Here is a 21,598-nt window from a genome sequence, read left to right as displayed (position 1 = left end):
CTCTTGCTTTTGATCTTGATCTGGCTCTGACTGCCCCAATAAGCCCGAGGCCGAACGCAGGTGGTGCGGAGCGGGTAAACCGGCAGGACGCCGGTTTAGCCGCGCTGGGCCAAGGATGGCCCATCGCGGCGGCCCGCGGAGCATCGCCGGAGTGAGGGAACACCGAGCCTAGGCGAGGTGCCGACAGGCGGGGCAGAGCCCTTTGCTTACTTTGGGGCTTTTCCAAAGTGAGTCGCTGTAAGAGCGAAACCATAGGCAGCCGTTACCCAAATAACGGATATGCACACCCATCTAACTCAACAAAACGACACCGCCAGGCAACTCCGTACACTTGGCCCCATAAGCATCGCGAATCAACAACGCCACCCCCGCCAGTTGATGCAAACTAAACCGCGCCTGCACCCGCCGCTTGCCCAGCTCAGCATTCATCAACAACAACATCCCCGGCCGATAGCGATTAATCTCATCCACCACCGTCGCCAGGGTCGCGTTATCAAACACCAACACCTGCTCCCGCCAGGCCACCACCGCCTGCGCATCCACCGCTACCGGCTCACCCACACCGCCAGCGTCATACGTCACCTGCCGCCCGCTTTCAAGCCGAACCGTACGCCCACCCACCGCCACCGCCACCGCGCCGTCAATGCACGTCACACACACACTGTGATCCGTATTACGCACATTGAACCGCGCCTGCGCCGTACTCAACCACCCACCACCCGCCTGAACCCGAAGCGGCATCGCCACATTGGCCAGCACCTCAACCTCCCCCTCCAACAACTCAATCCCGTCATCACGCCGACTGATCCGCGTCTGGGTATTGAGCTCCAGCCGAACACCGTCATTCAACTCCACCCGCCGCTGCTCACCGACCTCCGTGCGGTAATCCGCCGTCAACCCGGCAAACCCACCCGGCACGGTAAACCGCACCATAAACACCGCCGCCGACGCCGCAATCGCGCCGCCCAAAAACGCGCGGCGCCCAAAATGCCGTGGGCAGGAAAACTGCTCGGCGGCCGGTGCCAAGTGCTGCCACACCACCTTGGCCTGCTCGAACGCCCGGGCATGTTCCGGGCTCTGGGCGCACCACAGGCGCAAGGCCTTCGCATCGGCGACGGTGGCCCGACCCGAGGTCAGCAGCACCAGCCAGTCACGCGCTTCGTTGTGCAGGGGGCTGTCTGGCGTATCCCGGGCAGTGGAGAGGTTAAAAATGTTCAAGCGCGCAGGTACTCACGGATTTTTCAGGGACTCAATCACTAAGACGGTTTTCCGGCCCCGGGACCGAACCGCTGGATCACTTTTCTTTCAAGGCGCTGTGCGCAATGCCCCAACCCGGCCTTGATTTCCTTTTCAACCATGCGCGTGGAAATCCCGAAACGCTTGGAGATTTCCAGGTGCGGCGCCTCTTCCAGGCGCGCGGCGATGAGGATCTGGCGCCGCCGCGCCGGCAGTTCGTAGAGGGCTTTGAGCAGGGACTGGATTTCGCGCTGGCCGCCCACCACCCGCGACGGGTCCTGGGCTTCATCCACCGTCTGCAACAGTTCTTCGACTTCGCTGCCGGTCAGCAGCCGGGCATCTGCCTGGCGACGGTCGGCGGCGATGTTCAAGGCCATGCGGTACAGGTACGCATTGGGTTGCGCCAGGTTCGGCGGCACGTCCATGCGGTCGACCCGCAGGTAGGTTTCGTGCAGCACGTCGTTGGCCAGGTCTTCTGATCCGAGGCGCTTGCGCAGGCGTACCTTGAAGTCCTCGTAGGACGCCAGGAACAGGCTGACCATCGTGCTGTGGCCGGTGTCTTTCATGCCCCGGAAACTCCTTCCCCTGCTGTGCATTCCATGCGTGTTCCTGTTGAGTCGGGCATCAAAAGTAAGGTCACCGGCAAGCGCAGTGAACTCGGCGCCGGCCGTTCGACCCGGGTGGAACCGAGGCCCAGGACCAGCGCTTCGTCACGCTGCAGGTCACCGGTGGAGCTGACCAGGCGGCTGTGTTCGATCACCCCGTCACCGTTGACCCACACCTGCACCAGCGCCCGGAAACTGCCGGGACGGGTCAGCGGCGACCGGCACAAACTGCGCTCGATCGCCTGCTGCAAGGCCGTGGCGTAGCTGTTGTTGATCCGAGCCGCGTTCGCCGCCTTCCGTCCTCGGGTCGCTGCCGGCTGGCTGACCTCGGGGACTTGCAGGGTGAACGCATCACTGCGGGCATATCGCGCCATCAAGCCACTCCCTGTCAGCAGCAGGCTCAGGGCTTGCTGCGCGCTGTAGCGGCCATGCACGCCGATGGAACGCCGGCCCCGGGTCAGTTCGCGATCCACCAGCACCGCCATGCCGGTGGCATGGCTGAACGCTTGGAGGGCGCTGTCCAGCGTCTGCGCAGGCAGGTCCAGGATCACGTCGGCCCGCACGCTCGACACCAGCCCCCATAGCAGGGCCAGGCAGCAGCCCGCGTGCCTCCAAGCGCTCCTGCTCAGCATCGCAACACGTCCGACATAGCCTACAAAACCGTCATCCTGAGGCCAGTTTATGAACCTGATGTTACGGTGCCAGCAAAAAAAACATCACGGTGACGGGCAGCCCGCTGCACTACACTTTTGCGCCATACCGGCCCATTTCCCAGGGCCCGCCAGGAGGCACCGATGAACCTGTTCCCAACCCTCGCCAGCCTGTTGCTGTGTGCAGCCCTGCCGTTGGCGGCCCACGCCGAAGGCAAGCCCGGTGGCTGCGCCGAGGTCAATGTGGATGGCTACAAGGCGCCGGACTACGGCTGCCTGAGCCAGCAGATGGGCAACAACCCGGACGCCGCCAAGGCGACGCAGAAGAACCAGGAGGCGCAACAAGTGCCCATCGAAAAGCGCAAGCCGAACCAGATCGGGCTTTCCACACCGGCGGCGACCAGCGTGCGCATGGGCAATACCTTTGGTACTTCGGTGAAACCCCAGCGGCCTTGATCGCCGCTTGTCCCCCCCTGTGTACCCACTCGAAAAAAAGCCATTGTGTTATCGCGACAGCCGATGTTATGTTTCTAACAGAAATTAAAAACACGACATTCGAGTAACATCAATGACCGGTAGCCGCGAGAGTGTCATGGATAAAAACAGCTTCCAGCGCACGCTGGAACAGCAGTTCCCGACGCTGACCCCCACCGGCAAGCGCATCGCTACCTACCTGCTGGGCAACCTGCAGCAACTACCGTTCGAAACCGCCGACAGCATCGCCCAGCAAGCCGGCACCACCGGGATTTCGGTGGGCCGTTTTCTGCGCACCCTGGGCTATCGCAACCTCGATGATGTGAAACAAGGCCTGCGTGGCGACCCGCAAGCGTCCTGGCTGATCACCGACCGCCTCGGCGCCTTTCGCCAGGAGAACGACCAGGAAGATGCCCTCGACCGCTCGCTCAACCGCGAGATCGAGGCCATCCAGCACGTCTACGGCCTGGCCCGCAGCCAGGGTTTTGCCGACATCGTGCAGCACATCGTGGACGCCGACGCGGTGTTCATCCTCGGTATCCAGTCCACCCGGGGCATCCTCAATGCGTTCCACAGCCACTTGGAATACATTCGGCCCAAGGTCTATTACGTCGACGGCCTGTCGGGGATCTACGCCGAGACCCTGAACTCCGGCTTTGAAAAACCCTACGCCATTACCGCCGATTTTCGCGCCTATTCCAGTATCACGCCCACGTTCTGCGAGACCGCGAATGCCCATGGCCTGCCCCTGGCGCTGATCACCGACTTGCAATGCCCCTGGGCCCGGGACTACGWCCTGGACCTGCTGCAACTGAAAACCGACGTCGGCCAGTTCTGGGACTCCATGGCGCCGCTGACGTGCCTGTTCAACCTGATGGTGTCTGCCGTCGCCGACCGATACGGCGAGCGCCTGGATGCCCGCCTGGCAAAAAACCGCGCCCTGCAACAGGCCTTCGGCCAGTTCGAATCCTGACCCTTGAAAGGAAATGCTTGAGTGAATACCAGCCCATTGGTAGAAATCGCCCCACCGGAGTACCCGGTACAGGTCGACCTGATCTACGCCAGTGCCGACAACCTGGCAGGCACCGTGATCTACCGCAACGCCCGTTGCCTGCTGCACACCGAAGCGGCCGCCTGCCTGCGCAAGGCCAGCGAACTCGCACGCCAGGCCGGCATGACCTTGCTGATCTACGACGCCTATCGCCCTGCCTACGCCCAGCAACTGCTGTGGCAAGCCCTGCCCAACCCGGACTACGTGCGCGACCCGCGCCTGGGCTCGCACCACACCCGTGGCGTGGCCGTCGACCTGACGCTGCTTGATGAACACGGTAGCCCGCTGGACATGGGCACGGCATTCGATGCCATGGAACCCAAGTCCCACCAGTTCTACCCCGACCTGCCCCCACAGGTGCAGCGCAATCGCCTGCTGCTGTTGGGGATCATGCTCGGTGCCGGCTTCAAGGCGATTGCTACCGAGTGGTGGCATTACGAATTGCCGGATGCCGAACTTTTCCCATTAATTGAGGAGTCGCACTGACCCCAGGGAACGTACCATCACAATAATTAGCTGCACCCTTTAGCTCCAACTGCCCGGTTATAGATTTCATAAAAAAAAACCAACCCGCTTTTTCCTCTAAATAATCAAGGAAACCGGCATGACCCCAAGCAACCGCAAGACCCTCGCACTCTCCCTGCTGTGCGCCGCCCTGAGCCTGGGCGCGTGGCAATCGGCAAGTGCCGCCGCCCCCAAAGACACCCTGATGATCGGCAAGGCCGCCGACCCGCAAACCCTCGACCCGGCCGTGACCATCGACAACAACGATTGGGCGGTGACGTACCCGGCGTACCAGAAACTGGTGGCCTACAAAGTCGAAAACGGCAAGGGCAGCACCGAGGTCAAGGGCGACCTCGCCGACAGCTGGACCACCTCGGCCGACGGCCTGGTGTGGGACTTCAAGCTCAAGCCCGGCAACAAGTTCGATGACGGCGCCGACGTCGACGCCAATGCGGTGAAGTTCTCCTTCGACCGCGTGATGCAGCTCAAGCAAGGCCCGTCCGGCGCGTTCCCGGATGACATGAAGGTCACGGTGGTCGACCCACTGACCGTGCGTTTCACCCTGACCAAACCCTACGCGCCCTTCCTCTACACCCTCGCCCACAACGGCGCCGGCATCATCAACCCGGACGTGGTGAAACAGGGTGACGTCAACGCCTACCTTTCCACCCACACCGCCGGCTCCGGTGCGTTCCGCCTGACCAACTGGCAGAAGGGCCAGAGCCTGACCCTGGAGCCCAACACCTATTACGCCGGCACCAAGCCCGCGCTGAACAAGGTGGTGATCAAGATCATCAGCGAAGCCTCGGTGCGCCGCCTGCAACTGGAACGCGGTGACCTGGACATCGCCGAAGACATGCCCCAGGACCAACTGACCAACCTGGCCAAAAAGAAAGACGTGGTGATCAAGGAATTCCCGTCACTGCGGGTGACCTACCTTTACCTGAACAACCAGAAAGCCCCGCTGAACAACCAGAACGCCCGCCAGGCGATCGTTGATGCGGTGGACTACAAAGGCATCGTCGACGGCATCCTCAAGGGCCAGGCCAAGCTGATGAACGGGCCGATTCCCGCCGGCATGTGGGCCAACGACCCAAGCCTGCCAATGATGAAACAGGACCTGGACGGCGCCGGCGCCAACCTGAAGAAACTCCCGCAAAAAATCACCAACCTGAACTACATGTACTCCGACAAGGACCCTGACTGGGAATCCATCGGCCTGACCCTGCAAGCCAGCCTGGCGCCGCTGGGGATCAACCTGAAGATGGAAAAACTGGCCAACGCCACCATGCGCGAGCGCCTGGGCAAGGGTGACTTCGACGTGTCGATCGGCTCGTGGGCACCGGACTTCTCCGACCCCTACATGTACATGAACTTCTGGTTCGACTCTTCCCTGCAAGGGCTGCCGGGCAACCGTTCGTTCTACAGCAACCCGGTGGTGGACAAGCTGATCCGCGATGCAGCGGCCAACAACGACACGGCCAAACGCACCGAGTTGTACCAGGAAGCACAGAAGATCGTGCTCAAGGACAGCGTGTACGCCTACCTGTACCAGAAGAACTACACCCTGCCGATGCGTGATTCGGTGAAGGGTTATGTGTTCCATCCGATGCTGGAGCAGGTGTTTAACGTGGCTGAGATCAGCAAGTAAATACCGCTCCGGCGCCAATACACCCTGTGGTACGACCGCTGTTGTGGCGAGGGGGCTTGTCCCCCGTTGGGCTGCGCAGCAGCCCTAAGTTCGCCACCGGGTTATTGGCCGGGAAAATGCACTGATCTTGCTGGGGGCTGCTTCGCAGCCCAACGGGGGACAAGCCCCCTCGCCACAATGAGGTACCCATGGCCTTCCTGAATATGTTGCGCAAACGCCTGTTCGGCCTGATTTTGGTCGTCGTCGGCGTTTCGCTGATTACTTTCTGCATCTCCCACCTGATCCCGGGTGACCCGGCGCGCCTGATTGCCGGCGACCGGGCCAGCGACGCCATTGTCGAGAACATCCGCCATCAACTCGGCCTCGACCTGCCGCTGTATCAGCAATATGGCCGCTACATGAGCGACCTGCTACACGGCGACCTCGGCACCTCGATCCGCACCAGCCGCCCGGTGCTGGAAGACCTGAAAGCCTTCTTCCCCGCGACCCTCGAACTGGCGGTGGCCGCCCTGCTGCTCTCGGTGCTGGTGGGCGTGCCGCTGGGCGTGCTGTCAGCGGTGTACCACAACCGCGCCATCGACCAGATCGCCCGAACGCTGGCGGTCACCGGCATTTCCACCCCGGCCTTCTGGCTCGGCCTGGGTTTGATCGTGTTGTTCTACGGCCAACTCGGCTGGCTGCCCGGCAGCGGTCGGCTGGACGAAGGCCTCGAACCTCCGCGCACGATTACCGGTTTCTACCTGATCGACTCGCTGCTGGCCGGCGATATCCCGCTGTTCCTGAATGCGCTGGAGCACCTGATCCTGCCCGCCGTGACCCTGGGTTTCGTCAACCTCGGCGTGGTCGCCCGGCAGATCCGCTCGGCGATGCTCGACCAGTTGGGCGAAGACTACATCCGCACCGCCCGCGCCTATGGTTTGTCGCGCTGGGCCGTCATCCTGCGCCACGCCTTGCCCAACGCGCTGATCCCGTCGATCACCGTGCTCGGCCTGACCCTCGGCGACCTGCTCTACGGCGCGGTGCTCACCGAAACCGTGTTCGCCTGGCCGGGCATGGGCGCCTATGTGGTCAAGTCGATCCAGTCCCTGGACTTCCCGGCAGTGATGGGCTTCGCGATCCTGGTGTCGTTTATTTATGTACTGCTCAACATGCTGATCGACCTGCTCTACCGCGTGGTCGACCCGCGTATCGGCGAGGTGAATTGAGATGACCGCTCCCGTGACCATGCCCGTACCGGTGCCCCTGGAGCAGCGCCCCACCTGGCGCGCGCGACTGGAATACCTGGGGTATCAAATACGCCGCAGCCCGCTGACCATTGCCGGCCTGACCATCACCCTGATCGTGCTGATCTGCATGGCGTTCGCCCCCTGGCTGGCCAGCCATGACCCCAACGCCCTGAACCTGGCCCAACGTCTCGCCGAGCCCTCGGCCGAACACTGGTTTGGCACCGATGAAGTCGGCCGCGACCTGTTCAGCCGGGTGCTGTACGGCAGCCGCCAGTCGGTGGGCGTCGGCCTGTTCGTGGCGTTTTCATCCTGCCTGGTGGGTGGCCTGTTGGGCTGCCTGTCGGGGATTATCGGCGGGCGTTTCGACAGCCTGATCATGCGCCTGATGGACATCATGCTGTCGGTGCCGTCCCTGGTGCTGATCATGGCCCTGGCCGCGGCACTGGGCCCAAGCCTGTTCAACGCGATGCTGGCGATCACCGTGGTGCGTATTCCGTTCTACGTGCGCCTCGCCCGCGGCCAGGCCCTGAGCATTCGGCAGATGGGCTACGTCAAGGCGTCCCAGACCTTCGGCGCCGGGCGCTGGCACATCGTGTCATGGCACGTGGGCCGCAATGCGATGCCACCGTTGCTGGTGCAACTGAGCCTGGACATCGGCAGCGCGATCCTGATGGCCTCGGCCCTGGGCTTCATCGGCCTCGGTGCGCAACAGCCCACCGCCGAATGGGGGGCGATGGTTGCCACCGGGCGCAATTTCATCCTCGACAACTGGTGGTACTCGACCTTTCCGGGGCTGGCGATCCTGGTCACCGCGACCGGTTTCAACCTGCTGGGTGACGGTGTTCGTGACCTGCTCGACCCACGGCAACAGGGGAAATGACCATGTCCAGTTCGGCAGTCCTTGCCATCGACAACCTGAGCCTGGAATTTCCGGCTTACCGTAACAATGTGCAGGCGCTCAACGGCGTGTCCTTGCACGTCAACCCCGGCGAAGTCGTCGGCGTGGTGGGTGAGTCCGGCTCCGGCAAATCCGTGACCGCGATGCTCAGCCTGCGCCTGCTGCCGGAGCGCAGTTACCGCATCACCGCCGGCAGCCTGCAGATGCTGGGCCGCGACATGCTGGCTGCCAGCGAGAAAGAGCTGTTGCAGATTCGCGGGCGTGACGCGGCGATGATCTTCCAGGAGCCGATGACCGCGTTGAACCCGACCCGGCGCATCGGCCGGCAGATGCTCGACGTGATCATCCACCACCAGCGCCTGAGCAAGGCCGACGCCCGCGCCAAGGCCATCGCCCTGCTGCGGGACATGCACATCGCCGACCCCGAACAGGTGCTCGACAGCTACCCCTTCGAACTCTCCGGCGGCATGCGCCAGCGGGTGATGATCGCCCTGGCGTTTTCCTGCGACCCGCAGTTGCTGATCGCCGACGAACCCACCACTGCCCTCGACGTCACCGTGCAACGCCAGGTGCTGTTGCTGCTGCGGGAAAAAGCCCGGGAACGCGGCACCGCGATTTTGCTGATCACCCACGACATGGCCGTGGTCTCGCAGTTCTGCGACCGGGTGTACGTGATGTACACCGGCGCCGTGGTGGAAGAAGGCCCTACCGCCCAGGTCATGAGCGACCCGCGCCACCCCTACACCCAGGGCCTGCTCAGCGGTTTGCCGGAACAGGTGAAACCCGGTGACGACCTGCTGACCATCCCCGGCCAGGTGCCCAACCTCGCCGCCCTGCCCTCAGGCTGCACCTTCCGCGAACGCTGCTCACAGGCCATGAGCCAATGCATCGAACGCCCGCGCCTGGATCTGATCAACCCTGTCGGTACCCGCAAAAGCGCGTGCTGGCTGACTGCCGGGGAGTCGGTGCAATGACAGTGTCCCAGGATTCACTGCTGGCCCTGCGAGATGTACGGGTCAAGTTCCCGGTAAAAACCGACTGGCTGGGCCGCCCGCGCGGTTACGCCCACGCCCTCAATGGCATCGACCTGCAAGTGCGCCGTGGGGAAACCCTGGGCATTGTCGGCGAATCCGGCTGCGGCAAAAGCACCCTCGCCCAACTGCTGATGGGCCTGGTCAAGCCCAGCGACGGCGAAGTCGACTGGGTCTACGAAAGCGCCCGGGAACGTCACCGCCACGTGCAGATCGTGTTCCAGGACCCGCAATCGTCCCTCGACCCGCGCCTGCCCATCTGGAAAATCATCACCGAACCGCTGTTCGCCCTCGGTGACACGCCCAAGAGCGAAATGCGCACCATCGCCGCCAGAGTCGCCGCCCAAGTGGGCATCCGCGCCGAATACCTGGACCGCTACCCGCACCAGTTCTCCGGTGGCCAACGGCAACGCATCGCCATCGCCCGCGCGCTCGCCTCCAACCCGAGCATCCTGGTGCTGGACGAACCCACCTCGGCGCTGGACATCTCGGTGCAGGCGCAAATCCTCAACCTGCTGGCCGAGCTGCAGCGCCGGCTGGGGCTGACCTACATCCTGATCTCCCACAACGTCTCGGTGGTGCGGCACATGGCCGACCGGGTGGCGGTGATGTACCTGGGGCAGATTGTGGAACTGGGGTGTGCCGAGCAGGTGCTGGAACAGCCGAAGCATCCGTATACCCAATTGCTATTGGAGGCGGTGCCCAAGCTTGGGGTGGCGCTGGATGATGCTTACGTCAGCGCGCCGACGGAGCTGCCGGGGAACCGCGTATTGCCGGCCGGGTGTTTCTTTCTCGACCGCTGCCCGAGGCGCACCAAAGGATGTGAGCGGCCGCAGCGGTTGACGGGGGGCATGAGCCAGCAGGTGCGGTGCCATCTGGAGCACCCGTGATCACCCGTTAACAAAATTTTCATATGGCCAGGGCTATGATCCGCCACCTCGTTGGGGAGTAGCCTGCTTCGGATTCTCGAAGCGTTCGTATCAACATTCTCGGCAACATGCCGTGGTGCGAACACCATTTTGGTTGGTGAGACCAGCGACACATCCATGCCTGAAGTCGGGCGTGTGGTTGTGTCGTTGACTCATACAGCCCGACTGGAAATCTTGCCGTGAACCCCATTTCCCTGATCCTTCTCGCCCTTGCCATGTCCACGGACGCCTTTGCGGCGGCCATCGGCAAAGGTTCCAGCCTGCACAAACCACGCTTGACCGAAGCCCTGCGGGCCGGCCTGATCTTTGGTGTGATTGAAGCCATTACCCCGATTATCGGCTGGGCCATCGGCCAGGCCGCCACCCGCTGGGTGCAAAACTGGGACCACTGGATCGCCTTCACCCTGCTGGTCGGCCTGGGCCTGCACATGATCTACAACGGTTTGAAGGCCAATGATCCAGAGGAAGAGAAACCGAGCCAGCACTCCTTCATGATCCTTGCCGTGACGGCGTTTGCCACCAGCATTGATGCCCTGGCCGTGGGCGTGGGCCTGGCGTTTGTCGACGTGAATATCCTGGTGGCCGCGGCGGCTATCGGTCTGGCGACGATGACCATGGTGACTATCGGCATGATGCTCGGCCGGGTGCTGGGCACGGTGGTGGGCAAGCGCGCCGAGATGGTCGGCGGCGTGGTGTTGATGCTGGTGGGTGCGACGATTTTGTATGAGCACCTGTCGGCCTGATCAATGCATACAAAAATGTGGGAGCTGGCTTGCCAGCTCCCACACTGGATCTGCTGCAACTTATCGAGCGTACCTCAGGCCGCGTGTTTTTCTTTCTTCAGGCTGTCGATGTCGATCACGAACCGATACTTCACATCGCCCTTGAGCATCCGCTCATAGGCTTCATTGATGTTCTGGATGTCGATCATTTCGATGTCCGAGACAATCCCGTGCCTGGCGCAGAAATCCAGCATGTCCTGGGTTTCCTGGATGCCACCGATCAACGACCCGGCCAGGCTGCGGCGCTTGAAGATCAGGTTGAATACCGTCGGTGACGGGTGCGGGCTGTCCGGTGCACCCACCAGGGTCATGGTGCCGTCGCGCTTGAGCAGGTTGAGGAACGCATCCAGGTTGTGGGACGCGGCCACGGTGTTGAGGATGAAGTCCAGGGAGTTGGCGACCTTGGCCATTTCATCCGGGTTCTTCGACACCACCACTTCATCGGCGCCCAGGCGCAGGCCGTCTTCGCGCTTGTTCGGCGAGGTGGTGAACAGCACGACGTAGGCGCCCATAGCGTGGGCGATTTTCACCGCCATATGCCCCAGGCCACCCAGGCCAACGACGCCGACGCGCTTGCCCGGCCCGACGTTCCAGTGATGCAGCGGTGAATAGGTGGTGATGCCGGCGCACAGCAAGGGCGCGACTGCCGCGAGGTTGCTCTCGTCATGGGAGATGCGCAGGACGAACTTCTCCTTGACCACGATATTGTCGGAGTAGCCGCCGAAGGTGTTTTCGCCGCCAAACGCCGGGCCGTTGTAGGTGCCGGTGAAACCGTTTTCGCAGTATTGCTCCTCGCCCTCGGCGCAGGATTCGCACTGCTGGCAGCTGTCGACCATGCAGCCGACACCGGCCAGGTCGCCTACCTTGAATTTGCTCACGTTGGCGCCCACTGCGGTCACCCGGCCAACGATTTCATGGCCCGGCACCGACGGGTACAGGGTGTTGTTCCATTCGTTGCGTACGGTGTGCAGGTCCGAGTGGCAGACGCCACAGTAGAGAATGTCGATCTGCACATCATCGGCCCCCGGGGCGCGGCGCTCGAATGTGAAGGGCTTGAGTGAATCCTTGGAGTCACGAGCGGCGTAGCTGTAAGTCTTGGCCATTTCGTTCACCTGTGTGTTCAGACGTTGAAGTCAGTTGACCAGCGTAGACGCTGAACCGTTCAACCGAGCACGTCCATACAATCCGCCCGACAGACAGGCCCCTAAGCTGGCGACTTTTCGATCACGCTGAAAAGTGCTGGAGAGTGGGCATGTGCAAGAAAGTGACGACGATATCCCTGGCCTTGACGCTGTTGGCCGCACAGATGACGGGCAATGCGTTTGCCGCAACCCCGAATGTGGCCGTGGCACCGCAATACGACACCAGCCACGTCTATGTCGCCCCGGCCGACGTGGACCGCTTTGCCCAGAGTTTTCTCGCCACCTTCGGCGGAAAAAGCACGGCGCAGGTGGTGGTGAATGTACTGCCAGTGCCCAGCAGTACTACCTCGCAACTGCTGCAGACGCCGGCGGGCACCGTGTCATTGTTCGGCTTCACCACGCCTGTCCCGCATCCATTCGGTCAGGAGCGTAACGGCTACCTGGTCAAGGACATGGACGTTGCCCTGAAGGCCGCCCGGGAAAACGGCGCGGCAGTGATCGTCAGTGATTTTCCCGACCCTATCGGCCGTGATGCGGTGATTCAATGGCCGGGGGGCGTGAATATGCAGCTCTATTGGCACACCAAAACGCCGGACTATGCGGCGTTCCAGACGGTTCCGGAAAACCGGGTATATGTCTCGGGTGATCGCGCCGACACCTTTATCAAGGCGTTCCTCGGATTTTCCCACGGCAAGGTCCTGGCGGATGACAAGCACGCGCCCGCCGTGGATATCGGGCAAGCCAGTGGCAACTACCGCCGTGTCGACATCGAGTCGCCGTTCGGACGCATGGCGGTGCTGGTCACCAACGGCCAACTGCCCTACCCCTTCGGCCATGAAACCACCGGCTACCAGGTGGCCGACCTGACCGACACCCTGGGCAAAGCCACTGGCTCCGGTGCCAAGGTGCTGGTCCCGGCGTTTGACAGTAAGGGCCGGCGCAGCGCGCTGGTGGAATTCCCGGGCGGTTACGTCGCGGAGATCCACCAGCTCAGCGGGGCAAAATGATCCGCGGCACAGGCTGGGGCCTCGCGGTGCTGTGGCCGCTGCTGGCCGCCGGCGTCCACGCCGACGATCAACCTACGCGCCCGGCGATCAAAGCCAACCGCTGGCAGGAAGACTGGTCGGTGCTCAAAGACCCGGCGCTGCGTACGCAGCCGCTGGATAACCTCAAGTACATCTCGCTGTCCGATGCGAACCCGTTCACTTACCTGTCCCTGGGTGCGACCTTGCGGGAGCGCTTCGAGATGAACGACGCCGGCGGTTTCGGTGTGAAGAACGTGGCCCGTGACCGGTACCTGATCCAGCGGTTCCAGGTGCATGCCGACCTGCACCTGAACGAAAACTGGCGGGTGTTCACCCAGCTGGAGGACGCGCGGGCCTATGACAAAACCTCAATCGGTGGCGCCGACCAGAACCGTGTCGACCTGCGCCTGGCCTTTGCCGAGTACATCAACACCTTCCGTGCCGGCACGTTCAAGGGACGCATCGGCCGGCAAGACTTTGCCTTCGACTTGCAGCGCTTCATCTCGTCACGGGACGGGCCGAATGTGCGCCAGTCCTTTGATGCGCTGTGGGCCGACTGGGAAACCTCGAACTGGCGTTTTATCGGGATCGCCAGCCACCCGGTGCAATACCAGGATGAGCGGCACTTCGACGATAAATCCAACGCTGACGCGCAGTTTCACATGCTGCGGGTCGAGCGACTGGTGGGGGGCAAGAATGAGCTGTCAGCCTATTACGGGGTGTATGAACGCAGCGATGCCCACTACCTGGACGGCGACGGCGATGAGAAACGCCAGCTGTTCGACGCCCGGCTGGGCGGCGCGGCCCTGGGCTTCGACTGGGACATTGAAGCCATGCTGCAAGGGGGCTCGGTGGGCCACAAGGATATTCGCGCCTGGGGCGGCGGCAGCCGCGTGGGCTACACCTTCGACAACCTGGCCTGGGCACCGCGCCTGGGGCTGCAAATGGATATTGCCTCGGGCGATCACCACGCCGGGGACGGCACAGTCGGCACGTTCAACCCGCTGTTTCCCAATGGTTACTACTTTTCCCTGGCGGGTTATACGGGCTACAGCAACCTGATTCACGTCAAACCGTCGATCGCCGTCAAGCCCATCGCCAAGCTGAGCGTGCAGACTGCCGTCGGCCTGCTCTGGCGGCAAACCACCGCGGACGCGGTCTACACTCAGCCAAACCTGCCGGTTGCGGGAACCGCAGGCCAGGGTGAGCGCTGGACCGGCGCCTATGCGCAAGTCCGCACCGACTATGGGTTTACCCCCAACCTCACCGGCGCCGTCGAGGCCGTGCACTACGCGGTCGGCCAGACGCTGCGGGATGCGGGCGGGCATGACAGCAATTACCTGGGGGTCGAACTCAAGTTCAGTTGGTAAACCCAACCAAGCACACCCGTACAAGCTCGCCCCGGGCTTTTCGGCAATAGTCAGCCTTTGTCTTTGATCCCCACCCATGCACGCCGATCAGGCGCGCACTCAAGGAGTTTCCATGAGCACATTCCTCACCAAAGACGGTACCGAAATCTACTTCAAGGACTGGGGCAGCGGTAAGCCCGTGCTGTTCAGCCACGGCTGGCCGCTGGACGCCGACATGTGGGAATACCAGATGGAATACCTGAGCAGCCGCGGCTACCGCACCCTCGCGTTTGACCGCCGCGGGTTTGGCCGGTCGGACCAACCCTGGACCGGTAACGACTACGACACCTTCGCCGACGATATTGCCGAACTGATCAACCACCTGGACCTGCAAGACGTGACCCTGGTGGGCTTCTCCATGGGCGGTGGCGACGTGGCCCGCTATATTGCACGCCATGGCAGCGCGCGCGTGGCCGGCCTGGTGTTGCTGGGGGCAGTGACGCCACTGTTCGGCCAGAAAGCCGACTACCCGCAAGGCGTTCCCACGGCGGTGTTCGATGGCATCAAGGTCGGCCTGCTGAAGGACCGCGCGCAGTTCATCTCGGACTTCAACACCCCGTTCTATGGCATCAACAAGGGCCAGGAAGTCTCCGACGGCGTGCTGACCCAGACCTTGCAGATCGCCCTGCTCGCCTCGCTCAAGTCCACCGTGGATTGCGTCACCGTGTTCTCGGAAACCGACTTCCGCCCGGACATGGCCAGGATCGACGTGCCGACCCTGGTCATCCACGGCGATGGCGACCAGATCGTACCGTTCGAAACCACCGGCAAGGTGGCTGCCGAGATGATCAAGGGCGCTGAGCTGAAGGTTTACAAGGATGCGCCACACGGCTTCGCGGCCACTCACACCCAGCAGTTGAACGAAGACCTGCTGGCATTCCTGAGCCGCTGAAGCAGCTGGACCCTCCTCTCCTTATTTTGGCCGGGCTTGCCCGGCCTTTTTTTATTCAGCCAACACGCTGGCTGAGCACCAGACGCCCCGGCCCTGCGATCAGGATGCTGGTAAACAGGATCAACAACAGCCAGCCAAACTGCCCCTCAAATAACGACCACTCGGGATGCACCACCAGCAACGCCACCAGCAGTACGGCAAGAATCGGCAAGCACGCCAGGCGCACCAGCACCCCGGCAACAATCAACAGTGGGCAAAATACTTCAGCGAAGATCGCCAGCAACAGTGTCACGCTCGCCCCCACGTGAAAGGGATCCTCGATCACCTTCAACTGTTCGCCATAGTCCAGCAATTTGGGCAGGCCATGGACCCACAGCAGGAACAATCCCCCGCTGACCCGCAAAAACAGCAGCCCGAAATCCCGTGCCCGTTCATCCCGTTGTGATGCGTTCATAAGCGACCTGTGCCCGTGACTTACACCGGCCTTTTCAGGCCGGAACCTGCGCCGATTGTGCGGCCACGGACGCCGCGGAAATTGCAGCGATGTGCTGACCTGACACCTCACTCGCCCGTGCCGGCAAACCCGGCGACGATCTCGTCGATCACCACCCGCACCCGCGCGGTATGGCGCAAGTCGGCATGGGTCACCAGCCACACATCGTAGGGCAACGGCCGCGTGCGGTCCGGCCACAGACGTACCAGCCCGTCCCGCTCACCGGAAATCAGCGGAATTTCACCGATGCCGAGCCCGGCGGCAATCGACCGGCGCACCAGCAGGCTGGAACTCAAGGCCGCGACAATGCGCCCGCGCCCCAACGGCTCGGAAACCAGGGTCAGGTCTTTTTGACCGTGCAGATGCGGCTGATAGACCACCAGGTCGTGGCCCTCGAACAGGCTGCCCGGTTCCGGCTCGCCGTGGCGGTCGAGATAGCCCTGCGATGCAAACAACCCCACCGGCCAGCGCGCGATGCGCCGGGCGATCAGGTCCGGGTTGTCGGGGCGGGTGTTGCGCACAGCGATGTCGGCTTCGCGTTTGGCCAGGTTAAGGAACTGGGTCGAAGCATCCATCTGCACGCGCACGTCCGGGTGCGCGTCGTGCAGCCGGGCGATGGCCGGGATCAAAAAGTCGATGGCCAGGGAATCGGTGGTGGTCACCCGCACGGTGCCCGTCAGGCGGTCGTCCAGGCCCAGCACCTGACGCTCCAGGTCCAGCGCCGAGCGCTCCATGTTCTCCACCGATTGCAAGGCGGCTTCACCCACGGCCGTCAGCGCATAGCCCTCGGAGGTGCGCAGGAACAACGTCGCGTTCAAGGACTTTTCCAGGGCGTTGACCCGCCGCCCGACCGTGGCCTGATCCACACCCAGCACCCGCGCGGCCCCCCGTAATGTGGACTCGCGGCACACCGCGAGGAACACCCGCGCGTCATCCCAGTTCATGGCTTCCCCCTGCGATGCATTTATGCATCATCGTGACGTGTAATCGCAGCATTATTGCATCACTTATCAGGGATATGCTGGGCACCAGAGAAAATCCTCAGGATCGCCAACGTGCTGAACCGCCCGTCACTGGGCGCGGTCCCAACCCATACGTTCATTGCTACAGGTGCACTCAAATGACTTTGCCCCACGAAATGACCCTGATCGAAATCACCACCCCCGGCGGCCCCGAGGTTCTGAAGCCTCGCCAGGAACCCATGCCCGTTGCCGGCCCCGGCGAAGTGCTGATCCGCGTACACGCCGCCGGCGTCAATCGCCCGGACGCCCTGCAACGCGCCGGCACCTACCCCATGAAACCCGGCATGAGCCCGATCCCCGGGCTGGAAGTGGCCGGTGTGGTGGTGGCGCTGGGCGAAGGCGTCAGCGAGTACGCATTGGGCGACAAGGTGTGCGCCCTGACCAATGGCGGCGGTTATGCGCAGTACTGCGCAGTGCCCGCCAGCCAGACCTTGCCGATTCCCGCCGGCATGGAGTGGATTCAGGCAGCAGCGATCCCGGAAACCTTCTTCACCGTGTGGGCCAACCTGTTTGGCATCGGCGGCGCGCACAAAGGCCAGCGCGTATTGATCCATGGCGGCACCAGCGGCATCGGCACCACCGCGCTGATGCTCTGCCGCGAGTTGGGTATCGAAGCGTTCGCCACCGCCGGCAGTGCAGAAAAATGCGCTGCCATCCGTGAGCTGGGGGCCGAACCGATCAACTACCGTGAACAGCATTTCGCCGAGGTCATCGCTGACAAAACCGCGGGCAAGGGCGTCGACGTGATCCTCGACATCATGGGTGGCTCCTACCTGAACGACAACATCAGCGCCCTGGCCATGGAAGGTCGACTGGTGATGCTGGGCTTCCTGGGCGGTGCCCGCGCCAAGGATATCGACCTGCTGGCGATCCTCGGCAAACGCGCAATCGTCACCGGCTCGCTGTTGCGCTCCCGCACCCGGGAAGAAAAAGCCGCGATTGCCGCGCAGTTGCGCGAACACGTGTGGCCGGTGTTGTCGGCCGGGCGTTGCCTGCCGATGATCGACAAGGTGTACGCCTACACCGACGCCGCGCAGGCCCATGCGCGGATGGAAGGTGGTGATCATATCGGCAAGATTGTGTTGCGGGTGGATTGAGAAACAGGGAGAAAAACGGTTTATAACCTCACCGGCGGTCCTCAGTCACCAAGCCGTCAACACCGCCCGACGCGTCCGCCTCGCCGGGCGGTGAATCGCCCGGCTGGACGCGTCGCACGCTCGTATGAATCAGCAGTTTGTTCTTCATGAACCAACCTTTGCCCGGCCAGGTAAACAGCAGCCACACGGCAAAAAACTGTAAAAGTGTCTGAAGGCTAAGGATCATGCCGATCAACGGTGAGCGCACGATCTGATCAGGAATACTTGAAAGGGTCGATATGGATCCGGCCACAATCATTATCGTAAAAATGATTCGCGCCCAGTCCCGGCCCTTGTAAACGTTGTAGAGAACAATCAGCGGAAAAATCGATACCAGCAACGCCGCCACAAACGCCATCCCGAGGGTGAGCCCTTGCATCTCCAGGCGGGGCAGGTCCATCAGGATCGATACAATCCCGAGTGCAAAACTAAGCAACATGCACTGAATGGCACGCTTTACTTCAATGGGTCTTTCCATGGCATTTACGTTCCTTGTAAGAGGCAGGTCTCAGTGCCGGCCTTAGGCCATAAAGCTAGTAATTAGCCATCATTCTGTCCAGTTTTCACGGGCACATCACGCAGGTAGGCCTCCACCTGGGCGAACACCCCCTCGGAAAATGCCCGCTGCTTGTTCGCCCAATGCTCCCGTGGCGGCCAGGGTCACACTCCCAAGGCTGGAGGTGGCTTCGAGACTGCGCAACGCGGTCAAGGGTGGGAAAACATTCATGTAAGCGTGGCTAACCTTTCATGATAAAAAAGATAGATATTACGAGGGTAACTCGCCCGACAAAGTCATCTGGATTTAACACTGCGGTAAATGGAGGCTTCATGAAACTGGTCGGTATGCTGGACTCGCCCTACGTGCGCCGCGTGGCCATTTCCCTGGAACTGTACGGTGTCGCGTTTGAACACCAGGCACTGTCGGTGTTCAGCACCTTCGATGAGTTTTCCAGGCTCAACCCGGTGGTCAAGGCGCCGACGCTGGTGCTCGATGACGGCACGGTGCTGATGGATTCGGGCCTGATCCTCGACTACCTGGAAGCCCTGGCACCGGCCGGCAGCAAGCTGTTGCCCTCACAGGCAGCAGCGCTTGCCAAGGATCTGCAGGTGATCGGCCTGGCGCTGGCCGCGTGCGAAAAAACCGTGCAAATCGTTTACGAGCATCACCTGCGACCCGCCGAAAAGCTGCATCAGCCGTGGATCGACCGCGTGACCGGGCAACTGCTGGCGGCTTATTCCCTATTGGAAGCGCGGGTGGCCGAGCGCGACAGCGAGGCGCCACTGAACCAGGCGAGCCTGACGGCGGCGGTCGCCTGGTCGTTCAGCCAGCTCAAGATCGCGGACGTGGTCAAGGCCGACGCGTTCCCCCACTTGCAGCGCCACGCGGCACTCGCCGAGCAGCATCCGGCGTTTCGCAGGTACCCGATCGAGTAAGCGAATAATTACCCGGCGTACACCGGGTAATCGGTGAAGCCCACTTCCGTGCCGCCATACAGGCCGGCAGCATTCAACGGGTTCAGTGGCCAACCGTTGAGAAGGCGCTGGGGCAAGTCGGGGTTGGCAATGTATGGCCGACCAAACGCAATCAGGTCTGCCAGCCCCGCCTCGACCAGCCGCACGCCGCGCTCTGCGGTGTAGCGGCCGGCGTAGATGATGCGACCGGTGAAGGAGTCGCGCACCGCGCGGCGGAACGACTCGGGCAGCTCCGGGGCGTTGTCCCAGTCGGCCTCGGCAATGGACACGTAGGCAATGCCGGCGGCTTCGAGCACTTTGATCGCCTCGATGTAGGTGTGATGCGGGTCTTCCTCAACCAGCCCGATGTAGACCCGGTCCTGATCGGTGCCGCTGAACAATGGCGCAAAACGCACACCCAGGCGTTCCGGGCCGACCACGTCGGCCACCGCCTCGACGATTTCCCGCAGGAACCGCAGGCGATTGTGCAGCGAGCCGCCGTACTCATCGTCGCGCTGGTTGGAATGCGCCGAGATGAACTGGTTGACCAGGTAGCCGTTGGCCGAATGAATTTCCACGCCATCAAACCCGGCGGCCAATGCATTTCTTGCAGCCTGGGCGTAAAGCCCCACCAGTTCCTTGACCTCAGCGGTCGCCAACGCGCGGGGCTGTGGCGGCTGTACCAACTCGCCGGCGCCCGGCCCGGTTTCAATGAACGCCTTGACTTGCTGTGGCTGGATCGCCGATGGCGCGACCGGGGCTGCGCCGTCGGGTTGCAGGTCCGGATGGGACACGCGGCCCACGTGCCAAAGCTGGGCGAAGATCACCCCGCCTTCGGCATGCACCGCATCGGTCACCGTGCGCCAGCCCTCGATCTGCGCCGGGGTGTAGATGCCCGGGGTCCAGGCATAACCCTGGCCGCGGGGCTCGATCTGCGTGCCCTCGCTGACCATGAAGCCGGCCGTGGCACGCTGGCGGTAATAGACCGCCATCAAGTCTGTGGCGATGTCGCCGGGCTGGGCGCTTCGCTGGCGCGTGAGCGGCGGCAGGACGATACGGTTTTTCAGGGTGTGGTGCCCCAGTTTGATCGGGGTACCTAAAGCGCGGTTACTCATGAGGGGAATTCCAGAGGTAAATGTCAGGCGAGCAGAAGCTGCCGGTTCCCGGTCAGGGGAGCCGCCAGCAACTTGCTTTTTTTTTGGGGGGGGGTTAGCGGGTTACGCGGTGAGCTTCAACAGCGCTTTGGCAACGTCGCTTGAACTGGCAGGATTCTGCCCGGTGACCAGCAGGCCATCTTCAATCACAAAGGACTGCCAGTCGGCACCCTTCTCGTACTTGCCGCCCAGTGCCTTGAAATCATCTTCGATCAGGAATGGCACCACGTCGGTCAGGCCAACCGCCGCCTCTTCGGAGTTGGAGAAGCCAGTGACGCGCCGGCCCTTGACCAATGGCTCGCCGTTGACCGCCTTGACGTGACGCAGTGCGCCCGGGGCGTGGCAGACAAAGCCGATGGGCTTGCCGGCTCGTTCGAAGGCTTCGATCAGGGCGATGGAGGTTTTCGACTCTGCCAGGTCCCACAGCGGGCCGTGGCCGCCTGGGTAGAACACGGTGTCGAAGTCGCCGGCGTTGACCGACTCCAGCTTCACGGTAGTCGCCAGGGCCTGTTGCGCCGCCGGGTCGGTGGCGAAGCGGCGAGTCTGGTCGGTTTGCGAATCCGGCAGGTCACTGACCGGGTCCAGCGGCGGTTGCCCACCGGCCGGCGAGGCCAGGGTCACGTCGGCCCCGGCGTCCTTGAACGCGTAGTACGGTGCAGCAAATTCTTCGAGCCAGAACCCGGTCTTGCGGCCGGTGTTGCCAAGCTGGTCGTGAGAAGTCAAAACCATCAATACTTTCATGTGCCAGTGCCTCGGGGTGATGTGGGTTGGAATGGAGTGAAGCTTAGGAGCCGGGCCAATACCGCACAATGTCATGTCCGCAAGGATTCCGGACA

General features: G+C 62.6%; 23 protein-coding genes and 1 riboswitch. Of the genes, 14 read left to right on the top strand and 9 right to left on the bottom strand.

What is annotated here, in order from left to right; genetic code table 11:
* Window positions 1-291: 291 nt before the first annotated feature.
* Genes P3C29_RS30075 through P3C29_RS30065 form a run of 3 tightly spaced genes read right to left on the bottom strand, consistent with a single transcriptional unit; the run spans window position 292 to window position 2,473 of the window.
* On the bottom strand, window positions 292-1,218 hold the full coding sequence (locus tag P3C29_RS30075) for a FecR domain-containing protein (RefSeq protein ID WP_275966184.1): 927 nt from the start codon (window positions 1,216-1,218) through the stop codon (window positions 292-294).
* Window positions 1,219-1,256: 38 nt separating this feature from the next.
* Entirely contained in the window at window positions 1,257-1,802 is a 546-nt protein-coding gene (locus P3C29_RS30070; RefSeq protein WP_010173483.1) for an RNA polymerase sigma factor, read from the bottom strand.
* A complete protein-coding gene (locus tag P3C29_RS30065) occupies window positions 1,799-2,473 on the bottom strand; it encodes a secretin and TonB N-terminal domain-containing protein (RefSeq protein ID WP_201123252.1) in 675 nt (224 codons plus the stop codon). The genes P3C29_RS30070 and P3C29_RS30065 overlap by 4 nt, the downstream gene beginning before the upstream one ends.
* Before the next feature lie 162 nt (window positions 2,474-2,635).
* Between P3C29_RS30065 and P3C29_RS30060 the strand changes: the two genes are divergently transcribed.
* The 9 genes from P3C29_RS30060 (at window position 2,636) to mntP (ending at window position 10,998) form a co-directional block, all read left to right on the top strand.
* Window positions 2,636-2,947, top strand: coding sequence for a hypothetical protein (locus P3C29_RS30060; protein WP_010173486.1), 312 nt, complete (start codon window positions 2,636-2,638; stop codon window positions 2,945-2,947).
* Window positions 2,948-3,083: 136 nt separating this feature from the next.
* Window positions 3,084-3,938 (top strand): MurR/RpiR family transcriptional regulator, encoded by an 855-nt coding sequence (locus tag P3C29_RS30055; protein ID WP_275966183.1) that lies wholly within the window; start codon window positions 3,084-3,086, stop codon window positions 3,936-3,938.
* Between the two features lie 21 nt (window positions 3,939-3,959).
* Window positions 3,960-4,502, top strand: coding sequence for a D-alanyl-D-alanine dipeptidase (gene ddpX, locus P3C29_RS30050; protein ID WP_275966182.1), 543 nt, complete (start codon window positions 3,960-3,962; stop codon window positions 4,500-4,502).
* A 118-nt stretch (window positions 4,503-4,620) separates the two neighbouring features.
* Window positions 4,621-6,171: an ABC transporter substrate-binding protein gene (locus tag P3C29_RS30045; RefSeq protein ID WP_010173493.1), complete on the top strand. Its 1,551-nt coding sequence runs from the start codon at window positions 4,621-4,623 to the stop codon at window positions 6,169-6,171.
* A 188-nt stretch (window positions 6,172-6,359) separates the two neighbouring features.
* Window positions 6,360-7,376, top strand: a complete 1,017-nt coding sequence (locus P3C29_RS30040) for an ABC transporter permease (RefSeq protein ID WP_008431420.1) — start codon at window positions 6,360-6,362, stop codon at window positions 7,374-7,376.
* A 1-nt stretch (window position 7,377) separates the two neighbouring features.
* Window positions 7,378-8,277, top strand: coding sequence for a D,D-dipeptide ABC transporter permease (gene ddpC, locus P3C29_RS30035; RefSeq protein ID WP_010173497.1), 900 nt, complete (start codon window positions 7,378-7,380; stop codon window positions 8,275-8,277).
* Window positions 8,274-9,269, top strand: coding sequence for an ABC transporter ATP-binding protein (locus P3C29_RS30030; protein ID WP_275966181.1), 996 nt, complete (start codon window positions 8,274-8,276; stop codon window positions 9,267-9,269). The genes ddpC and P3C29_RS30030 overlap by 4 nt, the downstream gene beginning before the upstream one ends.
* On the top strand, window positions 9,266-10,216 hold the full coding sequence (locus P3C29_RS30025; RefSeq protein WP_010173501.1) for an oligopeptide/dipeptide ABC transporter ATP-binding protein: 951 nt from the start codon (window positions 9,266-9,268) through the stop codon (window positions 10,214-10,216). Before P3C29_RS30030 ends, P3C29_RS30025 begins: the two co-directional genes overlap by 4 nt.
* A gap of 41 nt (window positions 10,217-10,257) precedes the next feature.
* A riboswitch (yybP-ykoY riboswitch) is annotated at window positions 10,258-10,424 on the top strand.
* 10 nt (window positions 10,425-10,434) lie between these two features.
* Window positions 10,435-10,998: a manganese efflux pump MntP gene (mntP, locus tag P3C29_RS30020; protein ID WP_275966180.1), complete on the top strand. Its 564-nt coding sequence runs from the start codon at window positions 10,435-10,437 to the stop codon at window positions 10,996-10,998.
* A 74-nt stretch (window positions 10,999-11,072) separates the two neighbouring features.
* Here the strand turns inward: mntP and P3C29_RS30015 are convergent, their stop codons facing one another.
* Window positions 11,073-12,140 carry an NAD(P)-dependent alcohol dehydrogenase gene (locus P3C29_RS30015; protein WP_275966179.1) on the bottom strand — a complete coding sequence of 356 codons (1,068 nt, stop codon included), beginning with the start codon at window positions 12,138-12,140 and terminating at the stop codon, window positions 11,073-11,075.
* A 149-nt stretch (window positions 12,141-12,289) separates the two neighbouring features.
* Between P3C29_RS30015 and P3C29_RS30010 the strand changes: the two genes are divergently transcribed.
* From P3C29_RS30010 to P3C29_RS30000, 3 genes are all read left to right on the top strand, one after another.
* Window positions 12,290-13,186, top strand: coding sequence for a glyoxalase (locus P3C29_RS30010; RefSeq protein ID WP_275966178.1), 897 nt, complete (start codon window positions 12,290-12,292; stop codon window positions 13,184-13,186).
* Complete coding sequence (locus P3C29_RS30005; protein ID WP_275966177.1) at window positions 13,183-14,574, top strand: alginate export family protein; 1,392 nt, start codon at window positions 13,183-13,185, stop codon at window positions 14,572-14,574. The genes P3C29_RS30010 and P3C29_RS30005 overlap by 4 nt, the downstream gene beginning before the upstream one ends.
* A gap of 112 nt (window positions 14,575-14,686) precedes the next feature.
* Window positions 14,687-15,505 carry an alpha/beta hydrolase gene (locus P3C29_RS30000; protein WP_275966176.1) on the top strand — a complete coding sequence of 273 codons (819 nt, stop codon included), beginning with the start codon at window positions 14,687-14,689 and terminating at the stop codon, window positions 15,503-15,505.
* 55 nt (window positions 15,506-15,560) lie between these two features.
* Here the strand turns inward: P3C29_RS30000 and P3C29_RS29995 are convergent, their stop codons facing one another.
* Together P3C29_RS29995 and P3C29_RS29990 are read right to left on the bottom strand one after the other, a co-directional pair.
* Window positions 15,561-15,959 carry a DoxX family protein gene (locus P3C29_RS29995; RefSeq protein ID WP_275966175.1) on the bottom strand — a complete coding sequence of 133 codons (399 nt, stop codon included), beginning with the start codon at window positions 15,957-15,959 and terminating at the stop codon, window positions 15,561-15,563.
* Between the two features lie 107 nt (window positions 15,960-16,066).
* Window positions 16,067-16,942 carry a LysR family transcriptional regulator gene (locus tag P3C29_RS29990; protein ID WP_275966174.1) on the bottom strand — a complete coding sequence of 292 codons (876 nt, stop codon included), beginning with the start codon at window positions 16,940-16,942 and terminating at the stop codon, window positions 16,067-16,069.
* Window positions 16,943-17,118: 176 nt separating this feature from the next.
* Here P3C29_RS29990 and P3C29_RS29985 point away from each other — a divergent pair, with 176 nt between their 5' ends.
* A complete protein-coding gene (locus P3C29_RS29985) occupies window positions 17,119-18,117 on the top strand; it encodes an NAD(P)H-quinone oxidoreductase (RefSeq protein WP_275966173.1) in 999 nt (332 codons plus the stop codon).
* A gap of 28 nt (window positions 18,118-18,145) precedes the next feature.
* Here P3C29_RS29985 and P3C29_RS29980 read toward each other — a convergent pair whose 3' ends face one another.
* Window positions 18,146-18,634: a hypothetical protein gene (locus P3C29_RS29980; RefSeq protein WP_169387993.1), complete on the bottom strand. Its 489-nt coding sequence runs from the start codon at window positions 18,632-18,634 to the stop codon at window positions 18,146-18,148.
* Between the two features lie 350 nt (window positions 18,635-18,984).
* Here P3C29_RS29980 and P3C29_RS29975 point away from each other — a divergent pair, with 350 nt between their 5' ends.
* Window positions 18,985-19,590: a glutathione S-transferase gene (locus P3C29_RS29975; protein WP_275966172.1), complete on the top strand. Its 606-nt coding sequence runs from the start codon at window positions 18,985-18,987 to the stop codon at window positions 19,588-19,590.
* A gap of 8 nt (window positions 19,591-19,598) precedes the next feature.
* On the opposite strand, the gene P3C29_RS29970 is transcribed toward P3C29_RS29975, so the two are convergent.
* On the bottom strand, window positions 19,599-20,723 hold the full coding sequence (locus P3C29_RS29970) for an alkene reductase (RefSeq protein ID WP_275966171.1): 1,125 nt from the start codon (window positions 20,721-20,723) through the stop codon (window positions 19,599-19,601).
* A gap of 102 nt (window positions 20,724-20,825) precedes the next feature.
* On the bottom strand, window positions 20,826-21,503 hold the full coding sequence (locus P3C29_RS29965; RefSeq protein ID WP_169387990.1) for a type 1 glutamine amidotransferase domain-containing protein: 678 nt from the start codon (window positions 21,501-21,503) through the stop codon (window positions 20,826-20,828).
* Between the last annotated feature and the right edge of the window lie 95 nt (window positions 21,504-21,598).

The sequence above is a fragment of the Pseudomonas sp. 1912-s genome (genome assembly GCF_029269205.1).
Taxonomy (GTDB): Bacteria; Pseudomonadota; Gammaproteobacteria; order Pseudomonadales; family Pseudomonadaceae; genus Aquipseudomonas.
This window is presented reverse-complemented; position numbering and strand designations above follow the sequence as displayed.

What these genes read in the sequence shown, in the direction of transcription:
- P3C29_RS30070 (WP_010173483.1), bottom strand. Translation starts at nt 1,802, where the DNA reads ATGAAAGACACCGGCCACAGCACGATGGTCAGCCTGTTCCTGGCGTCC.
- P3C29_RS30065 (WP_201123252.1), bottom strand. Translation starts at nt 2,473, where the DNA reads ATGCTGAGCAGGAGCGCTTGGAGGCACGCGGGCTGCTGCCTGGCCCTG.
- P3C29_RS30060 (WP_010173486.1), top strand. Translation starts at nt 2,636, where the DNA reads ATGAACCTGTTCCCAACCCTCGCCAGCCTGTTGCTGTGTGCAGCCCTG.
- P3C29_RS30045 (WP_010173493.1), top strand. Translation starts at nt 4,621, where the DNA reads ATGACCCCAAGCAACCGCAAGACCCTCGCACTCTCCCTGCTGTGCGCC.
- P3C29_RS30040 (WP_008431420.1), top strand. Translation starts at nt 6,360, where the DNA reads ATGGCCTTCCTGAATATGTTGCGCAAACGCCTGTTCGGCCTGATTTTG.
- ddpC (WP_010173497.1), top strand. Translation starts at nt 7,378, where the DNA reads ATGACCGCTCCCGTGACCATGCCCGTACCGGTGCCCCTGGAGCAGCGC.
- P3C29_RS30030 (WP_275966181.1), top strand. Translation starts at nt 8,274, where the DNA reads ATGACCATGTCCAGTTCGGCAGTCCTTGCCATCGACAACCTGAGCCTG.
- P3C29_RS30025 (WP_010173501.1), top strand. Translation starts at nt 9,266, where the DNA reads ATGACAGTGTCCCAGGATTCACTGCTGGCCCTGCGAGATGTACGGGTC.
- P3C29_RS30015 (WP_275966179.1), bottom strand. Translation starts at nt 12,140, where the DNA reads ATGGCCAAGACTTACAGCTACGCCGCTCGTGACTCCAAGGATTCACTC.
- P3C29_RS30010 (WP_275966178.1), top strand. Translation starts at nt 12,290, where the DNA reads ATGTGCAAGAAAGTGACGACGATATCCCTGGCCTTGACGCTGTTGGCC.
- P3C29_RS30005 (WP_275966177.1), top strand. Translation starts at nt 13,183, where the DNA reads ATGATCCGCGGCACAGGCTGGGGCCTCGCGGTGCTGTGGCCGCTGCTG.
- P3C29_RS30000 (WP_275966176.1), top strand. Translation starts at nt 14,687, where the DNA reads ATGAGCACATTCCTCACCAAAGACGGTACCGAAATCTACTTCAAGGAC.
- P3C29_RS29995 (WP_275966175.1), bottom strand. Translation starts at nt 15,959, where the DNA reads ATGAACGCATCACAACGGGATGAACGGGCACGGGATTTCGGGCTGCTG.
- P3C29_RS29990 (WP_275966174.1), bottom strand. Translation starts at nt 16,942, where the DNA reads ATGAACTGGGATGACGCGCGGGTGTTCCTCGCGGTGTGCCGCGAGTCC.
- P3C29_RS29985 (WP_275966173.1), top strand. Translation starts at nt 17,119, where the DNA reads ATGACTTTGCCCCACGAAATGACCCTGATCGAAATCACCACCCCCGGC.
- P3C29_RS29980 (WP_169387993.1), bottom strand. Translation starts at nt 18,634, where the DNA reads ATGGAAAGACCCATTGAAGTAAAGCGTGCCATTCAGTGCATGTTGCTT.
- P3C29_RS29975 (WP_275966172.1), top strand. Translation starts at nt 18,985, where the DNA reads ATGAAACTGGTCGGTATGCTGGACTCGCCCTACGTGCGCCGCGTGGCC.
- P3C29_RS29970 (WP_275966171.1), bottom strand. Translation starts at nt 20,723, where the DNA reads ATGAGTAACCGCGCTTTAGGTACCCCGATCAAACTGGGGCACCACACC.
- P3C29_RS29965 (WP_169387990.1), bottom strand. Translation starts at nt 21,503, where the DNA reads ATGAAAGTATTGATGGTTTTGACTTCTCACGACCAGCTTGGCAACACC.